Origin of the sequence: Sphaerobacter thermophilus DSM 20745 (genome assembly GCF_000024985.1) — a bacterium.
Lineage (GTDB): Bacteria > Chloroflexota > Chloroflexia > Thermomicrobiales > Thermomicrobiaceae > Sphaerobacter > Sphaerobacter thermophilus.
Genome location: NC_013523.1, coordinates 2,308,719 through 2,324,178, shown reverse-complemented (window position 1 = coordinate 2,324,178; position 15,460 = coordinate 2,308,719). Strand labels below are relative to the sequence as shown.

The following is a 15,460-nucleotide window of genomic DNA, read 5'->3' as shown; positions in this document are numbered from 1 at the left end:
CTCAGCGCTGCAGATGCGCGACTGCCTGCCCCGTGGTGATGACATGACGCGTTCCGCGCGAATAGAGGAGCCGCCCTATGCGTGAGGACAACTCTCCGTGCCTGCCTCCAGGCTGGACCTGGGCGACGATCAGAGACACCGGGGAATACATCAACGGTCTGGCCTTTAGGAAGAGTGATTGGGGTGACGAGGGGCTGCCGATTATCCGGATTCAGAACCTAACTGACCCATCCAAGCCTTTCAATAGGACAAGCCGCCAAGTGGACCCGGTCTACATCGTCCACCGCGGTGATATCCTACTCAGTTGGTCAGCAACGTTGGATGCCTTCACTTGGCGGGGTGAAACTGGTGTCCTGAACCAGCACATCTTTAAAGTGGTACCTGACAACCGTCTAGTGCATTCACCCTATCTCTATCACCTACTGCGTCATGCCATAGATTTGCTGAAGCAGAGCAGCCACCTGCACGGTTCTACGATGAAGCACATTAACCGTGGTCCGTTCTTGAGCTTTCAGGTACCCCTCGCCCCCCTCGCCGAGCAGCGCCGCATCGTGGCGGAGATCGAGAAGCACTTCACGCGGCTGGACGCTGCGGTGGCGGCGCTGGAGCGGGCGCGCGCCAACCTGAAGCGCTACCGCGCGGCCGTGCTCAAGGCCGCCTGTGAGGGCCGACTCGTCCCGACCGAAGCTGAGCTTGCCCGTGCCGAGGGCCGGGATTACGAGACGGGCGAGCAGCTCCTCCAGCGCATCCTCCAGGAGCGCCGCGCGAAGTGGGAGGCGGAGGAGCTCGCCAAGCTGCGGGCCAAGGGCAAGGAGCCCAAGGACGACCGGTGGAAGGCGAGGTACAAGGAGCCCGCCGCGCCCGACACCAGCGACCTGCCCGAGTTGCCCGAGGGGTGGGTGTGGGCAAGGCTAGATCAACTCCTCGGGTCTCTTAGAAACGGGATCTCGAAGAAACCAGATTCCGAGTCTGGGACGCCAATCTTACGCATTAACGCCGTTCGGCCCCTTTCCGTGAATATGGAGGAGATCCGTTACCTCTCCGGTTCGGTTGATCAGTATGCGGATTATGTTCTCTGCCAGGGTGATCTTCTATTCACGAGGTACAACGGCAGCCCGGAACTGGTCGGGGTTTGCGGAGCCGTTAGGGCGGTGGATCGAAAAGTGGTCTACCCTGACAAGCTGATCCGAGCTCGGCTCGCTTCTCACCTCTGCTTGTCGTCGTTCGTTCAGATTGTGCTAAACGTTGGACTCTCTCGGGAGTTCATCGCGCGCCGCATTCGAACAACGGCGGGCCAATCTGGTGTGAGCGGAAGTGATATCCGCAGCGTTCCTCTCCCCCTCCCACCCCTCGCTGAGCAGCGGCGCATCGTGGCCGAGGTGGAGCGGCGGCTGTCGGTGGTGGAAGAGCTGGAGCGGCAGATCGAGGCGAACCTAAAGCGGGCAGAGCGGCTGCGCCAGGCGATTCTGAAGCGCGCCTTCGCGGGCAAGCTCGTGCCGCAGGATCCCAACGATGAGCCGGCCAGCGTGCTGCTGGAGCGCATCCGCGCCGAGCGCGCGGCCGCCGCAGCGGCTGAGCCGAAGCGCCGCCGGACTCGCCGGACTGGTGGGAATGGGAAGCGGACGGAGCCGGTAGCCAAGACGCTGCCGCTGTTCGGTGCGGGGGGTGAACGGTGAGCGCGACGAACCACGCGCAGCAGATCGTCCAGAGGCTCTGGAGCTACTGCAACGTTCTGCGCGACGACGGGCTGTCCTACGGCGACTACGTGGAGCAGTTGACGTATCTCCTTTTCCTCAAGATGGCGCACGAGCAGACCCAGGAGCCGTGGAACCGGCCCTCACCGGTGCCGGAAGGATATGATTGGCCCAGTCTGCTCGCCCGCGACGGCGACGAGTTGGAAACCCACTACCGCCACCTACTGGAGGAACTGGGTCGGCAGCCGGGGATGCTCGGGCTGATCTTCCACAAGGCGCAGAACAAGATCCAGGACCCGGCCAAGCTGCGTCGGCTAATCGTCGACCTGATCGACCGCGAGCAATGGATGGTACTGGGCACCGATGCCAAGGGTGCCACCTACGAGGGGCTGCTGGAGAAGAACGCTCGGGACGTGAAGGGCGGTGCCGGGCAGTACTTCACCCCCCGACCGCTGATCCAGGCGATCGTCGATGTGATGCGCCCGCAGCCGGGAGAGACGATCTGTGACCCGGCCTGCGGCACGGGCGGCTTCCTGCTGGCGGCACACAACTCCATCGTCGAGCGGTACCCCCACCTTGACCCGGAGCAGCGCAAGCACCTGAAGCTCCATGCGCTGCGCGGCGTCGAAATCGTGGACAGCGTGACCCGGCTCTGCGCGATGAATCTGCTGCTCCACGGTGTCGGGCCGGGGCCGGCCGAGGCCGACATCGAGCCGCCGGTGCGCACCGGCGATAGTCTGAACTCGGCGCCGAGCGACCACTTCGACGTCGTGCTGACCAACCCGCCCTTCGGCCGCAAGTCGAGCGTGCTGGTGGTGAACGAGGAAGGACAGCAGGAGCGGGAGGCACTGACAGTCGTCCGCGAGGACTTCTGGGCCACGACGAGCAACAAGCAGCTCAACTTCGTGCAGCACGTGAAGTCGCTCCTGAAGATCCACGGCCGGGCCGCGGTCGTGGTGCCCGACAACGTCCTCTTCGAGGGTGGCGCTGGGGAGACGATCCGGCGCAAACTCCTGCAGGAGTGCGATGTCCACACCCTGCTGCGCCTACCGACCGGGATCTTCTACGCGCAGGGCGTCAAGGCGAACGTCCTGTTCTTCGACCGCAAGCCACCGCGCGAGCAGCCCTGGACGTCCCAACTCTGGATCTACGACCTGCGCACCAACAAGCACTTCACGCTGAAGACCAAGCCGCTCCAGCGATCGGACCTCGACGAGTTCGTCGCGTGCTTCAACCCCGAGAACCGACATCAACGGACGCCGACCTGGTCGGAGGAGAACCCGGATGGCCGCTGGCGAGCCTTCAGCTATGACGAGTTGATCCAGCGGGACAAGGTGAACCTCGACATCTTCTGGCTCAAGGACAAGAGCCTGGAGGACGGGGAGAACCTGGGTGACCCGGACGAGATCGCGGCCGACATCGTAGAAGACCTGCGCGCGGCGCTGGAGGAGTTCGAGACGATCCTTGCCGACCTCGCGCCCAACGGCGTTGTCGCCGACTGATGGCACCCCTCACCCCCGGCCCCTCTCCCAAAGTTGGGAGAGGGGGGAAATCCTCGCGTCATCCGTCACGCGTCAGTCGCCAGCCGTCTTCGGTCCTCCTCCCCTCTCCCCTTGTGGGAGAGGGGCTGGGGGTGAGGGGGAATCGCCTGCACCCACAGGTACGCATCCTCCAGCGTCGGTGTAACCGGCACCCCGGTGAGGCCGGGCGGGAGGGGGCCGACGACGCGGAGGAGGGCGTGGTCGGCGTGGAGGGTCATCTGACTGACCTGGCAGATGCGAAGGGTGTCCTCGAGGTCGGCGGTGGGGATAGTCACCTCGTGGACCTGGCCGGCGGCGAGGGCACGGACGGTGTCGATGGTTCCCTGGGCGCGGACGGTGCCCTGCTGAAGGACCAGCACGGCCGCGGCGCCGGCCTCGATATCGGCCGGGACGTGGCTGCTCAGGACCACCACGCGCTCGCCGGGGGGACCGGCGATGATGCGCAGGACGCGGGCGCGCTCGGTGGTGTCGAGGCCCGTGAGGGGCTCGTCGAGGATCAGCAGGCGCGGGCGGCCGAGCAGTGCCTGGGCCAGGGCGACCAGCCGCGCCTGACCGCCGGAGAGGGTCCGGAGCGGGCGGTTGGCCAGGTCGCCGAGGCCGAGGTCTTGAAGGAGCATGTCCGCCTGTGGCTCGGGTTGGATGCCCTTGAGCCGCGCCACGTAGTGGAGGAACCCGCGCGGCGTCAGATGGCCCGGCAGGTCGATCTCCTGCGGCAGGTAGCCGATGCGGCGGCGCAGCGGGCGGGGATCGGACGCGTAGTCGCGGCCGGCGAAGGAGGCCCGGCCCGCATCGGGCCGCAACGCCGTGGCGAGGATGCGCAGCAGCGTCGTCTTGCCTGAGCCGTTCGGGCCCAGCACGGCGAGCACGCCCGGACCGGCGTGGAGGGAGACGCCGGTCAGGGCTGGGACGTCGCCATAGCGTTTGGTCAGCCCCTCGGCGATCAGTTCCACGCGGCGGTCTCCCGGCCGACGAGCCGCGTGCCCTGCCAGAGCAGCAGCACGCCCGCAGCGAGCAGCAGCAGCGTGGCGACCAGCACGCCGGGCGCCTGGCTCAGGTGGACGAGAATGTCCGTTGGCCCGAACACCTGCGGGTCGGCGGGCTCGATCACCCCCTGCCACGCGAGGAGAACGAGCGTGCCCCAGGCGCCGAGGGGAACGGTCAACCCGGCGATGGTGCCCCAGCGGGCCGAGGTGTAGAGCGCCATGCCCGCCAGCCCGAGCATCGGCCCGAGCCAGAGGAGTACCACCCGCCAGAGGACCAGCCGCGGCCCTTCGATCCAGACCAACCCGAGGAGCGCCAGGGCCAGCGCGAGGTTCCCGGCCAGCACCAGCCCGAGCCGGACGTAGAGCAACTCCAGGGGCATTACCGGGCTGATCCGCTCGATCTCCGCCAGCGTTTGCCCGGCGGGGCGGAAGGCGAAGGCGACCCCGGCCGCGGCGAGCACCGGTGCACACAGGGTGACGCCGAGCGAGAGCAGCCCGCTGTACCCGACCCCGGCCACGATCAGGCCGAGGGCCAGGACCAGCCCACCGGCCCAGAGGACGACGTGGTCGATCAGCGCGATCTGGGCCCGCGCCAGCGCCAGCCAGTGATGGATGCTGGGGGCCGGGCTCTCGTCCCATACCAGGTCGGACTCCGGCGCGGTGCGGGCGGCCACCAGCGGCGCCAGCCGGTCGATCAGCGCCTCGGTGTCGGCCGGGTCCGGCTCCGGCGCATCGTAGGTGGCGAGGCGGGCTGCCAGCGGGTCGAGATCGCCCAGCGCCGCGCGCGCCTCAGGCGAGAGACCGCTGGCCAGGTCTGACCGGCGCTGCCGTGTCATGGGCCATCCCTCCTTCCGCGTGCTTCCTGTGCTGCGGGCGCGGGGTGCCGGGTGAGGGCGGTGGTGCCGCGCCGTTCGGGGCTCGGTACTCGTCGATGAGCAAGGTCTTCAGCCGCCGCAGGCCGTGGAACAACCGGCTCTTGACTGTGCCTACGGCGACACCGGTCACCTCGGCGATCTCGTTCAGCGAGAGGTCGTGGTAGAAGCGGAGCACGACCGTCTCCCGTTGGTGCGGCGGCAGTTGCTGGAGCGCCGCTGCCACGGTGCGCCGGTCGTCGTCGCGCAGCACCAGATCGAGCGCGCCGGGGTCCGGGTCCGGCACCGTGGTGAATGGATCGTCGTCCTCTGATGGCGTCACCCGTGGGGCGATCGCCTGCCGTCGCGCGGCGGTGCGCAGGTGGTCGAGTGCGATGTTGCGAGCGACGGTGAACGCCCACGGGCGGAAACGGGTCGGCGGCTCGCCGCGATAGGTGACGATCCGGGTGAACGTCTCCTGCACCAGATCCTCCGCCTGCTGGCGATCGCCGGTCAGGCGGTAGAGGAAGGCGAGCAGCGGGCCGTGGTAGCGCGGCACCAGCGCCTCCAGCGCGGCGACATCCCCCGCCAGCAGGCGGCGGTAGAGCGCCTCATCAGAGGTGTCGATGCTGTGGTGTCGCGGGTCGCTCATCGCCATCTCCCCGGTCGCCGCGCGGCGAGGTTCGCGTTCGAAGTCATCAGCCCCGCGCCGGCCGCCAGCGCAGCGCGGTTCCACTCGGCGAGGACGCCCTCGGCCGGGCGACTGTGCTGGAAGATATCGAGCAAGCCGCTTGCCTCGCGGCCTACCCCAATCTCAACCCACCAGTACCCTACCACGGCGCCGGCTGCGAGCCAGGATCCCCCGGTAACGCACCCCAGCACGAGCACAACCCCGAGCAGGTAGACGGTCGGCACGAGACGGCCCCACCGTCGAGTGGTGAGCACGGGAGCCGGCAAGCTGCCGGCACTCCGCTCAGGATGCCAGGAATTGGGCGGCTGCCGGCCGGGGACGGCGCGGTGTGGGACGTGCCGGCGTTCATACACGCCGTCGATCAGTGCACTACGACACACCGGCGGCCTCCTTGTACCAGGCGGCGATCGCCTCGTCGGACGTCACCCCGTCGAGCGACGCCGGGTTGGCAAGCAGCCGGTCGATTACCGCCTGAATTCCCGCGGCTCCGCGCTGGCGGTAGATGTCGAGCAGCGTTCTGGCGGGGAGCTTTGACCCGTTGTCACCTCCGGGCAACGAGCGGCCATAGGCATCGATGGTGGCCGCGATTTTCTCGGGGTCGCCCTCTTCCCGCGCGTAGGCCCAGAGGAACAGGTCGAGCGTCCAGGGGACGAGCCATCGCTCCCCGTCGGGATCGACCGGCGCGCCGAGGGCGGCCGTCCACAGGCTGTTGAGCACCCAACTGCCGAAGTACTGGGCGTCCATCTCCAGTGAGCGATCCAGGCTGTCGATCTGATCCGCGTCGAACACGAGGAGGATCTGCCGACCCGCTGGAGCGCGCTCCAGCGCATAGCCCGGCAACCCATCGAGGAGGGCGAAGGTCATCCCGTCGATCTGCACGGTCGGGAAGAAGGGAGTGAGCCGTTCGAGCGTCGCCTCATAGCGGGCGGCGTAGGCGCGTGCCCGCGGCAGCAGCACGTCCGGCGCGGCCACCGTCACCCTGCCGACCTGCTCCGTCCGAAGGCGCGGCGCGGCGAACAGGAAGGCTCCGGTTACGTGCTCGGCGGCGAAGACCCCATCGCCCACCGGCGGCAGGTTTGATGTCACGCCGAAGCCAGCCGGCGCCTGCACCGTCAGGCGGAAGGCCCCCGGTGGGTGGTTCTGCGACTCGAATCGGTTCAGGTCGTCGAGCCCGCTCACACCCGCCAGCGGATACCAGCCGACCGCGGGCAGCAGGCGCACCCCGCCTGGGCCGACGAAGTAGGTCAGTTGGGGCTTTCCCTGCTGGTAGCGTACGTAGACCGCGAAGGCCCCTTCGTAGGTAAGGCGGACCTCGGTTGCCGCGCCGGGCGCGAGTGGCTCCGGCAGGGCGAGTGTGAGCTGGTCACCGTCGCGGGTCACGGGTAGGCTGCTGTCGACCACGACGAGGTCGTGATAGAGCGTCAGCGTGGCGTCGGAGATGGGCGTGCTGCCGGCGTTGCGGAGCGTCATCCGGGCGTCGAAGCGGGGCCGTGCGAGATCGCGCAAGTCGGCATCGATCTCCCAGGCGTCGATCACCTCGCGGTCGGACACGACCTCGGCCGGCTCCCCTCCACTGAAATCGATCGCCACGGCCTCGGCGCTCCACTCGGTAAGCAGGCTGTTGTAGCGCACGCCTCCGGTCAGCGCGAACGTGAGCCCGGCCAGAACCACCGCGCCGGTCAGGATCGGCAGGCGCCGCGTCCGACGGTGCTGGGTCAGCAGGATCGCCAGCGCCAGCACGCCGAGTGCCAATCCCGCATAGAACCGGTTGAACAACGCCGGAAGCTCTCCGGCGAGGAAACGTCCCCACAGTTCCTGGTACTCGGCGCGGTTCATCCGGGTGAAGTCGAGCAAGGACGAGATCCCCCGGCCGCCGGTCAGGATTCGGCTCATGGGCGACACCGCGACCCAGCCGGCGGCGAGCACGGGATAGATCCAGCGCCGGTTCCCGAGCCAGACGACCGCGCACCAGCCGATCGCGCTGGCGAAGGCGAAGGTGATCGTTGCCTCCAGGAGGTAGCGCGGCACGGCGCGGGTGAAGGAGTCCACCGGGCCGACGCGGAAGGCCAGCACCAGCGGTACGATCAGCGCGCTGAGGAGCGCTGTGACTGTCGCCAGCCAGCGGCCGAGCATCACCTCGGCGCCGGTCGGGTAGGTCTGCTCCAGATCGTCGAACCGCGTCCGGGCGCTGCGGGAAGCACCGACCGCGCCGACGATGAGCGACACCAGCGAGACGGCGCCGATCGACAGGTTGCCCAGCTCGGTGCTCAGCGCCGCCTCGGCCGTCACGCCGATCCAGGTGCGGAACGTGAAGAGCAGCAGGCCCGCCCAGAGCAGGTGCAGGACCGGGAAGGTCCAGTGGAAGCAGAGCAGCCGCAACTCCGTGCGCCACGTCCGCACCAGGCGGCACGCCAGGTCAGTCATCGTGGCGCCCCTCCCGGTCGTCTGCGGGCTGCGCGTATGCGGCAGGGGCCGGGCGCAGCGCAGTCCGCCCCCGGTGACGGGCCATGCCCGGGGTGGTGCGACGCGCGGTCCAGAGCGCATTGGCTGCCAGCATCGCCACGCCGAGGCCCGTCACGAGGGCGCGGTTGAGATCGTTGCTGACTCCTGCCACCGGGTAGATCGGGTGGAACAGGTAGAGCGGGCCGGTCACCGGGTCGGAGCGGGTGAAGACTTCGAAGAACCAGTAGGCCAGCACGCCCCCACCCGCTGCCCAGTAGCTCCCGGTCAGGTTGCCGAGCAGTAATCCCAGCCCTAGCAGGAAGGCCGCGGGGGCCAGCGCCGGCAACACCGTGGTGCCCAGATCGTATGGCCCGTAGCCGATCCGGAAGATGACCATTGCCAGCAGGAGCGGCAGCGCCGTAGTCGCCACCGCCCCGGCCGTGCGCAGTAGCGGCAGACGCCAGGGCGACTCTGGATAGGTGCGGCGCAACTCGTCGAATCCTTCCTGGCGCTCGACTCCCATCAGGTGCGCCGCGCCGAGCCCACCGGCGAGGCACACGGTGAGTGTCAGGGCGCGGGTGATCTCCCACTCGTAGGCCGGCTCCAGCCGTTGGGTCCAGACGAACCACTGGAACAGGGCGAAAAGGGGCGGGATGAGCGCCGCTAGCACCGAGGAGAGGCCGAAGACGACGCGAGCCTCGTACCAGACGATGCCTCTAGCGCGCACCGCCGACCTCCTCGATCCAGGTGGCGATCTGATCCGGCTCGAGATCGCGTAGCGACTCGCCCTCGGCGATCATCCGGGCGATGATCTCGCGCACGCCGTCCACACCCTGCTGGTTCTCAATCGCCATCAGCGCCCGGGCGATCGGTGCCGTGTAGGATCCGCCATTGGCGAGCAGCGCGCGCTCGAACTGCGTCGGGTCCGTGCCGACGCGGTGGCGGATCCAGAGGTATTCGCTGATGCCGGCTCGCGGGATGGTCACGCTGGTGTCGCCACCGGCCAGGACCCAGAGGTCCGCCGCCAGCGCGTCGCTGATGAAGTAGCGGTGGCCGCCGGTGTTCTCCTTCAAGTCCTCCGGCGTGTTCTGGCTGATGACCACGAGCGGCTGGTCCCCGGCCGGAGGCGTGTGGTCGGCCATCCCCGCGAAGCTATCGAGCACGGCCAGCGTCACCCCGTCCGGTGCCGTGGTCGGGAAGAACGGGGCGTACTCGGCGAGTAGCGCCTCGTAGTTGGGGATGACCGCACGCGCAGTGGGCAGGATCGCCTCCGGCGCGATGATGGTGCTGGCGTCCACCCGCTCGGTCCGCAGCCGCGGCGAGGCGTAGAGCACCGCCCAGGTGGCCCGGTCGCTGGCGAAGGTCAACTCACCGGTCGCCGGCAGGTTGGTGAAGATGCCCCAGCCGCGCGGGACCGACACGGTGAGGACGAACCGTCCCGGCGGGTGGAGGACGCCGGACGCATCGGGGCCAACGAGTTCCTCGCCCGGAACGGGGTACCAGCCGGCGAAGAACGGCAGGCGCACGCCACGCTCGGTTGTGAAGACGAGCGGATCCGGCAGCGGGCGGAAGGACGGGACCAGGGTCCAGAGTTCCCCGCCGTAGGTCAGATGCAGTTCCTGAGTTGCTCCCGGCGCGAGTGGTTCGGGCAGTGCCAGTGTCAGCACGTCCCCGTCCCGCTCGTAGGGCACGCTCGACGACGCGATCTCCAGATCGTGATGGAGCGTCAGCGTCACCGTGGAGATCGGCTCGTCCCCCGCGGCGCGCAGGGTGAGGCGGGCGTCGAAGCGGGGCGAAGCCGGGTCGGTCAGATCGGCGGCGATCTCCCAGGCGTCGACCACCACGGGGGACGCGACTGTCGCCTCCGGCTCAGACGGCTGGATCGACTCGACGATGATGGCCTGCGCGCTCCATGCCTGCGCCTGCCGCACGTAGGCGGTCACGGCCGATGCAGCCAGCATCAGTGCCGCCAGCGCGAGGGCTGCCGGGATCAGCGGCGCCCGCCGGTTGCGCCTCGCCGCGGTGCGGGTGGCGACCAGGGCCACAAAGAGCGCCGCCAGTCCGCCGTAGAAGAGGTTGAACCAGACCGGTCGCTCTCCTTCCATCAGTCGGCCCCAGAGCTCTTCGTACCGGATGCTCGCGGTGCGCAGGACGTCGAACAGGTCACTACCGGGGATACCCAGTCCCTGCCCGCCGAGGAAGATCTCCCACCCCAGGCTGGAGAGCCAACCGCCGGCGAGCAGCAGGTAGACCCAGCGTCGCGGCCCGAGCCAGGTGACGAAGAGCCACCCGACCGAGACGGCGAACGCCAGGATGATCCCGGCCTCCAGCAGGAACGTGGGCAGCCCGCGCCACAGTGACGATGCCGGTCCAATCCGGCTGGCGAGGACCACGGCCGCCACCTGCGTCGGCAGGAGCGCCACAATGCACGCCAGCCACCGACCGAGCAGGACCTCGGCGCCGGTCGGGAAGGTCTCCTCCAGCGCCTCGAAGCGGGTCCGCTGGCTGCGCCCGGCCACGAATGCCCCAAGCAGGAGCGCCGCCAGCGCGGACAGTCCGACGCTGAATGCGCCGGGGTTCCCTTTCAGCGCCGCCTCGGGCGAAATGAGGGACTGAATGCTGAAGACGTAGGCTACCAGCGCCCACCACCCCAGGAGCATCAGCGGGTACGACCAGTGACGCACCACCAGCCGCAGCTCCATACGCCAGGCGGTGAGCAAGCGGCGGAGGAGGTTAGACATGGACCAGCCACTCCTCACGCTGCACGCTGCCGCTGACGGCCAGGTACCCGTCCTCCAGCCCGGGCTCGACCGGGACACCCCGCCCCAGCGGGTTCTCGTCCGCCACCACCCGGAGCTGTACCCGGCCGCCGACCGTGCGGCTCGACACGACCTGCACCCGCGCCGCGACCTCGTCCCACTCGCCCGGCTCGACCTCCACCTGCCAGACCCGGCCTCGCGCCCGCTCGACCAGCTCCTCCGGTGTTCCGGCGAAGGCCAGCCGACCCTGGCGCAGCACCGCCAGCCCGGTGCAACTCGCCTCGACATCGGCCACGATGTGGGTCGAGAGCAGCACCGTGCGCCGCCCGGAGATGCGCACCAGCAGGTTCCGGAAGCGGATACGCTCCTCCGGGTCGAGCCCCGCCGTCGGCTCGTCCACCACCAGCAGGTCCGGATCACCCAGCAGCGCCTGGGCGATCCCCAGCCGCTGCTTCATCCCGCCGGAGTAGGTACCGACCCGGCGCTTCGCGTCGGCCGTCAGGTTCACCTCCTCCAGCACCGCCTCTATCTGACGCTTGCGCTCGCGCGGCGGGATGCGCTTCATCGTGCCGATGTAATCGAGCATCTCGTAGGCGTTGAGGCTGCGGTAGAAGCCGAACTCCTGTGGGATGTAGCCCAGTCGCTCGCGCACCTTCGCCGGGTCGCGCATCACATCGATCCCACCGATGGTCACCCGGCCCGAGGTCGGCGCCAGCAGCGTGACCAGGATGCGCATCAACGTCGTCTTCCCGGCGCCGTTGGGGCCCAGCAGGCCGAACATCCCGCCCGGCACCCGCAGCGACACCCCATCCAGTGCCCGCACACTGCCGTAGTGCTTGCTGAGTTCCTCGATCACGATCTCCATCGCGCATCCCTTCGTCGTCCTCCGTGGCGACAGGCCACTCTCACCGACAGAGACGAGGTGGTTGCCAGCAAGGTTCAAGAGGAGCGTGGGCAGCCAGTCGGTTGCGTGGGCAGCGCATGGACCGTTCATGCGTGCGTGACGCATGGATCCAACGTGGTCGGCACGTGCCCCCGGCGATAGGCGTGTGTTCGGGAAGAGCGGCGTGAAGGTCTACGTGCGGTGGCATGTGCCCGGGCCTAAAGGCGCCGGGCTGACAAAAAAGCCCGCTAAAGCGGGCTGGGGCAGACCAGGGATAACACCCAGGTGGGAGGTGTCCACCGCCCGGTTGGTGCCCGGGGGTAAACCCCCGGGCTGAATATAGAAAGCCCACTGAAGGGGCTGGGGACGCTGCGTTCGGTAGGAGGCCGGTTCGTATACGCCTGGATGTGAGTATCGCAGCCCCTTTCGTGGGCTTACCCTGTATTCAGCCCGGCAGCTTTAGCCCCGGGCACGCGCCGACCGCCGGAAATCCTCGCGGCTGCCAGCCTCGGCCACGTACACCAACGGTGATCGTGCCCGAGACAGACTCCGCGCGCCCGTCACACGGCTTTGCTGTACACACGCGCCCTCACTGAACGGAGATCCTCCTGGACCAGGCGGCTGGTGATCTTGGCGGAGAGGAGTACGCCGGGAAGGCCGGCGCCAGGGTGGGTGCCGGCGCCGACGAGGTAGAGGCCGGGGAGGTCGCGCGAGCGGTTGTGTGGGCGGAAGTAGGCCGATTGGAGCAGGGTCGGCTCGATCGAGAAGGCGGCGCCGAGGTGGCTCCGGAGGTCCGTCGCGAAGTCGACCGGGGTGAAGCGCCGCTCGATCACGATGCTCGATTCCAGGTCGTCCAGTCCGACCTGCTCTTCCAGTGCCCGGATGATCCGGTCGCGGAGCATGTCGCCGGCGTGGTTCCAGTCGATGCCGTGGCCCAGGTGCGGGACCGGCGCCAGGGCGTAGAGGCTCTCCCCGCCGGGCGGGGCCATGGTCGGGTCGGTGCGCGTCGGTGTGTGGAGGTAGAGGGCCAGGTCGTCGGGGAGGCCGTGGCCGTCGAAGATGGCGCGAATGTGCTCGCGGTAGTGGGCAGGCATCAGGACGGTGTGGTGGTGGAGCTGCGGGTATGTGCGGTTTAGGCCAAGGTAGAGAAGGAAGCAGCTCATCGAGTAGCGGAAGCGCGCCAGACGAGCGAGCGTGCGCCGGGGGCGGTGGGCGGGTGGGATCAGCTCCCGGTAGGTGGTGGCGACGTCGCTGTTGGCGACCACGGCGGCTGCGGGGATGGTCTCGCCGCCGGCAAGGCGGACCCCGGCGGCGCGGCCGTCGGTGACGATAATCTCCTCCACCGGCGTGCCGCAGCGCACCTCGGCGCCGAGGTCACACAGCAGGCGCTCCATCGCCTCGACCAGCGTGTACATCCCGCCCATGGCGAAGTGGACCCCCTGCTGGCGCTCCAGGTAGGGAACGATGCCGTAGATGGCGCTGGCGCGGAACGGGTTCCCGCCGATGAAGAGCGGGTGGAAGGAGAAGACGGCGCGGAGACGCGGATCGTGGAAGTGGCGCGAGGTGAAGCGATAGACGCTCTGAGCCGCGCCGAGGCGCAACAGCTCCGGGAGGACGCGGGCGAAGGATCCGGGCGACAGGAACGGCTCGCCGGCCAGGTCGGCGAAAGCGCGGGCGTAGATGCGCTCCGACGCGGCGAGGAAGGTGCGGTAGCGGTCACGTCGCGCGGGTCGAAGCGGGCGATCTGCTCCTCGTCCGCCTCCGGCCCGGCCCCGTAGTCGAACTGGCTGCCGTCCGGGAAGAGGAGCCGGTAGAAGGGGCGGAGCGGCACCAGGGGCAGGTCGGCCGCACGGGAGCGACCGGCAGCGGCCCAGAGGTCGTCGAGGAGCTCCGGGGCGGTGATGAGGGTCGGGCCCATGTCGAAGGTGAAGCCCGCCTCGCGATGCTGGGAGGCGCGGCCGCCGAGGCGCGGGCGTGCCTCGACCAGGGTCACGGCGTACCCGGCGGCTTGCAGGCGGATCGCGGCGGCCAGACCGCCGAAGCCGCCGCCGATGACGACGACGCGCGTTGCCTGCGGGTCGCTCATGGCTGCAAGACCTCGCCCGCGACGGCCGGGCGGTACGCGGGGGCCGGGCGCGACAGGTCGCGCACCTGCTGCTCTACGGCGGCCACCAGCGCCGCCCGGTCGGGCCAGTCGTCGATGAAGAGGGGCGGGCCGAAGCGGAGCGTCAGCTCCCAGCGGTCGCCGGGGCGGTATGCCAGCCCAGCCGGGATGATCGGGACCGGTAGATGGCCGTCGCGCTCGGCCAGGGCCGCGAGCGCGGCAAAGCCGGGGCGGAAGGGGAGGAAGCCGTCCGCCGTCTTGGGAGTGTAGGTCGGGTCAACGTTAGGGTAGGCCTCGGGGAAGACCACGACGACCTCGCCCGCGCGCAGCAGGTCGACCGTCTCCGTCACCGCGCGGTGCAGGTAGCGACGGCGCTCGGCCGGGCTGTAGGCCGTGCGGGCGCCGGGGCGTGTCAGGGCGTCGCCACGGAGCACGATCGGCCAGCGGGCCGCGGCGCAGGCGCGCTCCATCACCCGGCGGACGATGGGGCGGTCCACCCAGTCGAGCGCGACCAGGATGTGGACCGGGCGGGGCAGCGTGGTGATGAGGGCGCAGCCGTCGTAGAGGTGGTGATAGTGGCGAGCGGCGATCAGGGCTGGGCCGCTGGCCGGAATGTGCTCCAAACCCTCGACGGTGAGTCGGAGTCGCCGCCCGGCGATGGCGCGGCTGCCGAGGCGGATCGCGGTCGCGGCCGGAGACGTCGTCCTCCCCAGCGCCAGCGTTGCCGGGAGCACGCCCAGGAGGACGGCCGCCACGGCCGGCTCCCACAGCCCCACGCTCAGGCTCAGCGCCAGGGCGAAGATGATGTTGGCGGTGTAGATCCCGAAGGGGAGCCAGGCCGGGAACTCATCCGGACTGGCGTTGCGCCGCCAGAGCAGGCGGCTGAGGCCCATGAAGAGGAGGCCGGTCACGGACCAGCCCACGAAGTTCTGCAGCGGCATCCCGAAGTAGGGCCCAGTCGCGTGCCAGACCCAGAACTGCATCGGGAGCGACGGGTGAGCCATGGCCGGGTCGAGCACCAGGTCCCAGACGGTGAGGAACCAGACGCCAAGGAGCACCGCGCTGAGCGCCGAGCGGCGGACGCTGAGCCGGGCCACGATGGCGCTGGCGAGCAGGTAGGCGGCCAGACCGACGAAGAACCAGGAGAGCGGGATGGTGTAGGGCACCCGCCCGAGCACCTTCATCCCCAGCCCGCTGGTGTAGCTGTACGCGCCGAAGGGCCAGCCGGTGCCGGTGCCGAGCAGTTCCATCCCGAGGGAGAGCGTAGTGGCGAGCGCGAAGAAGGTGAGCGTGCGCCAGGCGCCGAGGTAGCGAAGACCGAAGGCGAGCATGGCGGCAGCGCCGAGGACGATGTGCAGCGCACCGCCGTGGCGCATCCCGAAGGCGAAGACCTTCGCGGCCTGGGCGCTGCCGGCCCATAGCTCGGGGTGTGGCAGGGCGATCAGGAGGCCGCCCAGGGCGAAGATGAGCGCCCCGAGGTGGGCGAAGAACAGGGTCCGTGCTGCCGTCACG

General features: G+C 69.3%; 12 protein-coding genes and 1 pseudogene. 2 read left to right on the top strand and 11 right to left on the bottom strand.

All coding sequences use genetic code 11. The annotated features are described in order from the left end of the window. Positions 1-77 precede the first annotated feature (77 nt). Both STHE_RS10520 and STHE_RS10515 read left to right on the top strand, forming a co-directional pair. On the top strand, positions 78-1,676 hold the full coding sequence (locus STHE_RS10520) for a restriction endonuclease subunit S (protein ID WP_012872562.1): 1,599 nt from the start codon (positions 78-80) through the stop codon (positions 1,674-1,676). Further along, positions 1,673-3,196, top strand: coding sequence for a class I SAM-dependent DNA methyltransferase (locus tag STHE_RS10515; protein ID WP_012872561.1), 1,524 nt, complete (start codon positions 1,673-1,675; stop codon positions 3,194-3,196). The genes STHE_RS10520 and STHE_RS10515 overlap by 4 nt, the downstream gene beginning before the upstream one ends. A 65-nt stretch (positions 3,197-3,261) precedes the next feature. Here STHE_RS10515 and STHE_RS18520 read toward each other — a convergent pair whose 3' ends face one another. The 11 genes and pseudogenes from STHE_RS18520 to STHE_RS18025 form a co-directional block, all read right to left on the bottom strand. Then, positions 3,262-4,185: an ABC transporter ATP-binding protein gene (locus STHE_RS18520; protein WP_012872560.1), complete on the bottom strand. Its 924-nt coding sequence runs from the start codon at positions 4,183-4,185 to the stop codon at positions 3,262-3,264. Beyond that, positions 4,176-5,054, bottom strand: coding sequence for a hypothetical protein (locus STHE_RS19025; RefSeq protein ID WP_012872559.1), 879 nt, complete (start codon positions 5,052-5,054; stop codon positions 4,176-4,178). The genes STHE_RS18520 and STHE_RS19025 overlap by 10 nt, the downstream gene beginning before the upstream one ends. Then, positions 5,008-5,721, bottom strand: a complete 714-nt coding sequence (locus STHE_RS10500; RefSeq protein ID WP_012872558.1) for an RNA polymerase sigma factor — start codon at positions 5,719-5,721, stop codon at positions 5,008-5,010. Before STHE_RS10500 ends, STHE_RS19025 begins: the two co-directional genes overlap by 47 nt. Next, the gene (locus STHE_RS18795; protein ID WP_012872557.1) at positions 5,718-6,140 is read right to left on the bottom strand and encodes a hypothetical protein; all 423 of its coding nucleotides are present in this window, start codon (positions 6,138-6,140) and stop codon (positions 5,718-5,720) included. The genes STHE_RS10500 and STHE_RS18795 overlap by 4 nt, the downstream gene beginning before the upstream one ends. Continuing rightward, a complete protein-coding gene (locus tag STHE_RS10490; protein WP_012872556.1) occupies positions 6,130-8,184 on the bottom strand; it encodes a M1 aminopeptidase family protein in 2,055 nt (684 codons plus the stop codon). Before STHE_RS10490 ends, STHE_RS18795 begins: the two co-directional genes overlap by 11 nt. Next, entirely contained in the window at positions 8,177-8,929 is a 753-nt protein-coding gene (locus STHE_RS10485) for a hypothetical protein (protein ID WP_012872555.1), read from the bottom strand. The genes STHE_RS10490 and STHE_RS10485 overlap by 8 nt, the downstream gene beginning before the upstream one ends. After that, positions 8,919-10,943: a M1 aminopeptidase family protein gene (locus STHE_RS10480; protein WP_012872554.1), complete on the bottom strand. Its 2,025-nt coding sequence runs from the start codon at positions 10,941-10,943 to the stop codon at positions 8,919-8,921. Before STHE_RS10480 ends, STHE_RS10485 begins: the two co-directional genes overlap by 11 nt. Further along, entirely contained in the window at positions 10,936-11,826 is an 891-nt protein-coding gene (locus tag STHE_RS10475) for an ABC transporter ATP-binding protein (RefSeq protein WP_012872553.1), read from the bottom strand. Before STHE_RS10475 ends, STHE_RS10480 begins: the two co-directional genes overlap by 8 nt. A gap of 578 nt (positions 11,827-12,404) precedes the next feature. Next, entirely contained in the window at positions 12,405-13,526 is a 1,122-nt protein-coding gene (crtI, locus tag STHE_RS19445; protein ID WP_425376003.1) for a phytoene desaturase family protein, read from the bottom strand. A 68-nt stretch (positions 13,527-13,594) separates the two neighbouring features. Next, positions 13,595-13,930: pseudogene (locus STHE_RS19565) on the bottom strand (FAD-dependent oxidoreductase); the annotation flags it as partial. Then, the gene (locus STHE_RS18025) at positions 13,927-15,459 is read right to left on the bottom strand and encodes a carotenoid biosynthesis protein (protein WP_012872552.1); all 1,533 of its coding nucleotides are present in this window, start codon (positions 15,457-15,459) and stop codon (positions 13,927-13,929) included. The pseudogene STHE_RS19565 and the gene STHE_RS18025, both read right to left, overlap by 4 nt. Position 15,460: the final 1 nt, after the last annotated feature.

Excerpts from the sequence above, each read along its gene's own strand:
- STHE_RS10475 (WP_012872553.1), bottom strand. The coding sequence starts at position 11,826 with ATGGAGATCGTGATCGAGGAACTCAGCAAGCACTACGGCAGTGTGCGG.
- STHE_RS10500 (WP_012872558.1), bottom strand. The coding sequence starts at position 5,721 with ATGAGCGACCCGCGACACCACAGCATCGACACCTCTGATGAGGCGCTC.
- STHE_RS19025 (WP_012872559.1), bottom strand. The coding sequence starts at position 5,054 with ATGACACGGCAGCGCCGGTCAGACCTGGCCAGCGGTCTCTCGCCTGAG.
- STHE_RS10480 (WP_012872554.1), bottom strand. The coding sequence starts at position 10,943 with ATGTCTAACCTCCTCCGCCGCTTGCTCACCGCCTGGCGTATGGAGCTG.
- STHE_RS10520 (WP_012872562.1), top strand. The coding sequence starts at position 78 with ATGCGTGAGGACAACTCTCCGTGCCTGCCTCCAGGCTGGACCTGGGCG.
- STHE_RS10490 (WP_012872556.1), bottom strand. The coding sequence starts at position 8,184 with ATGACTGACCTGGCGTGCCGCCTGGTGCGGACGTGGCGCACGGAGTTG.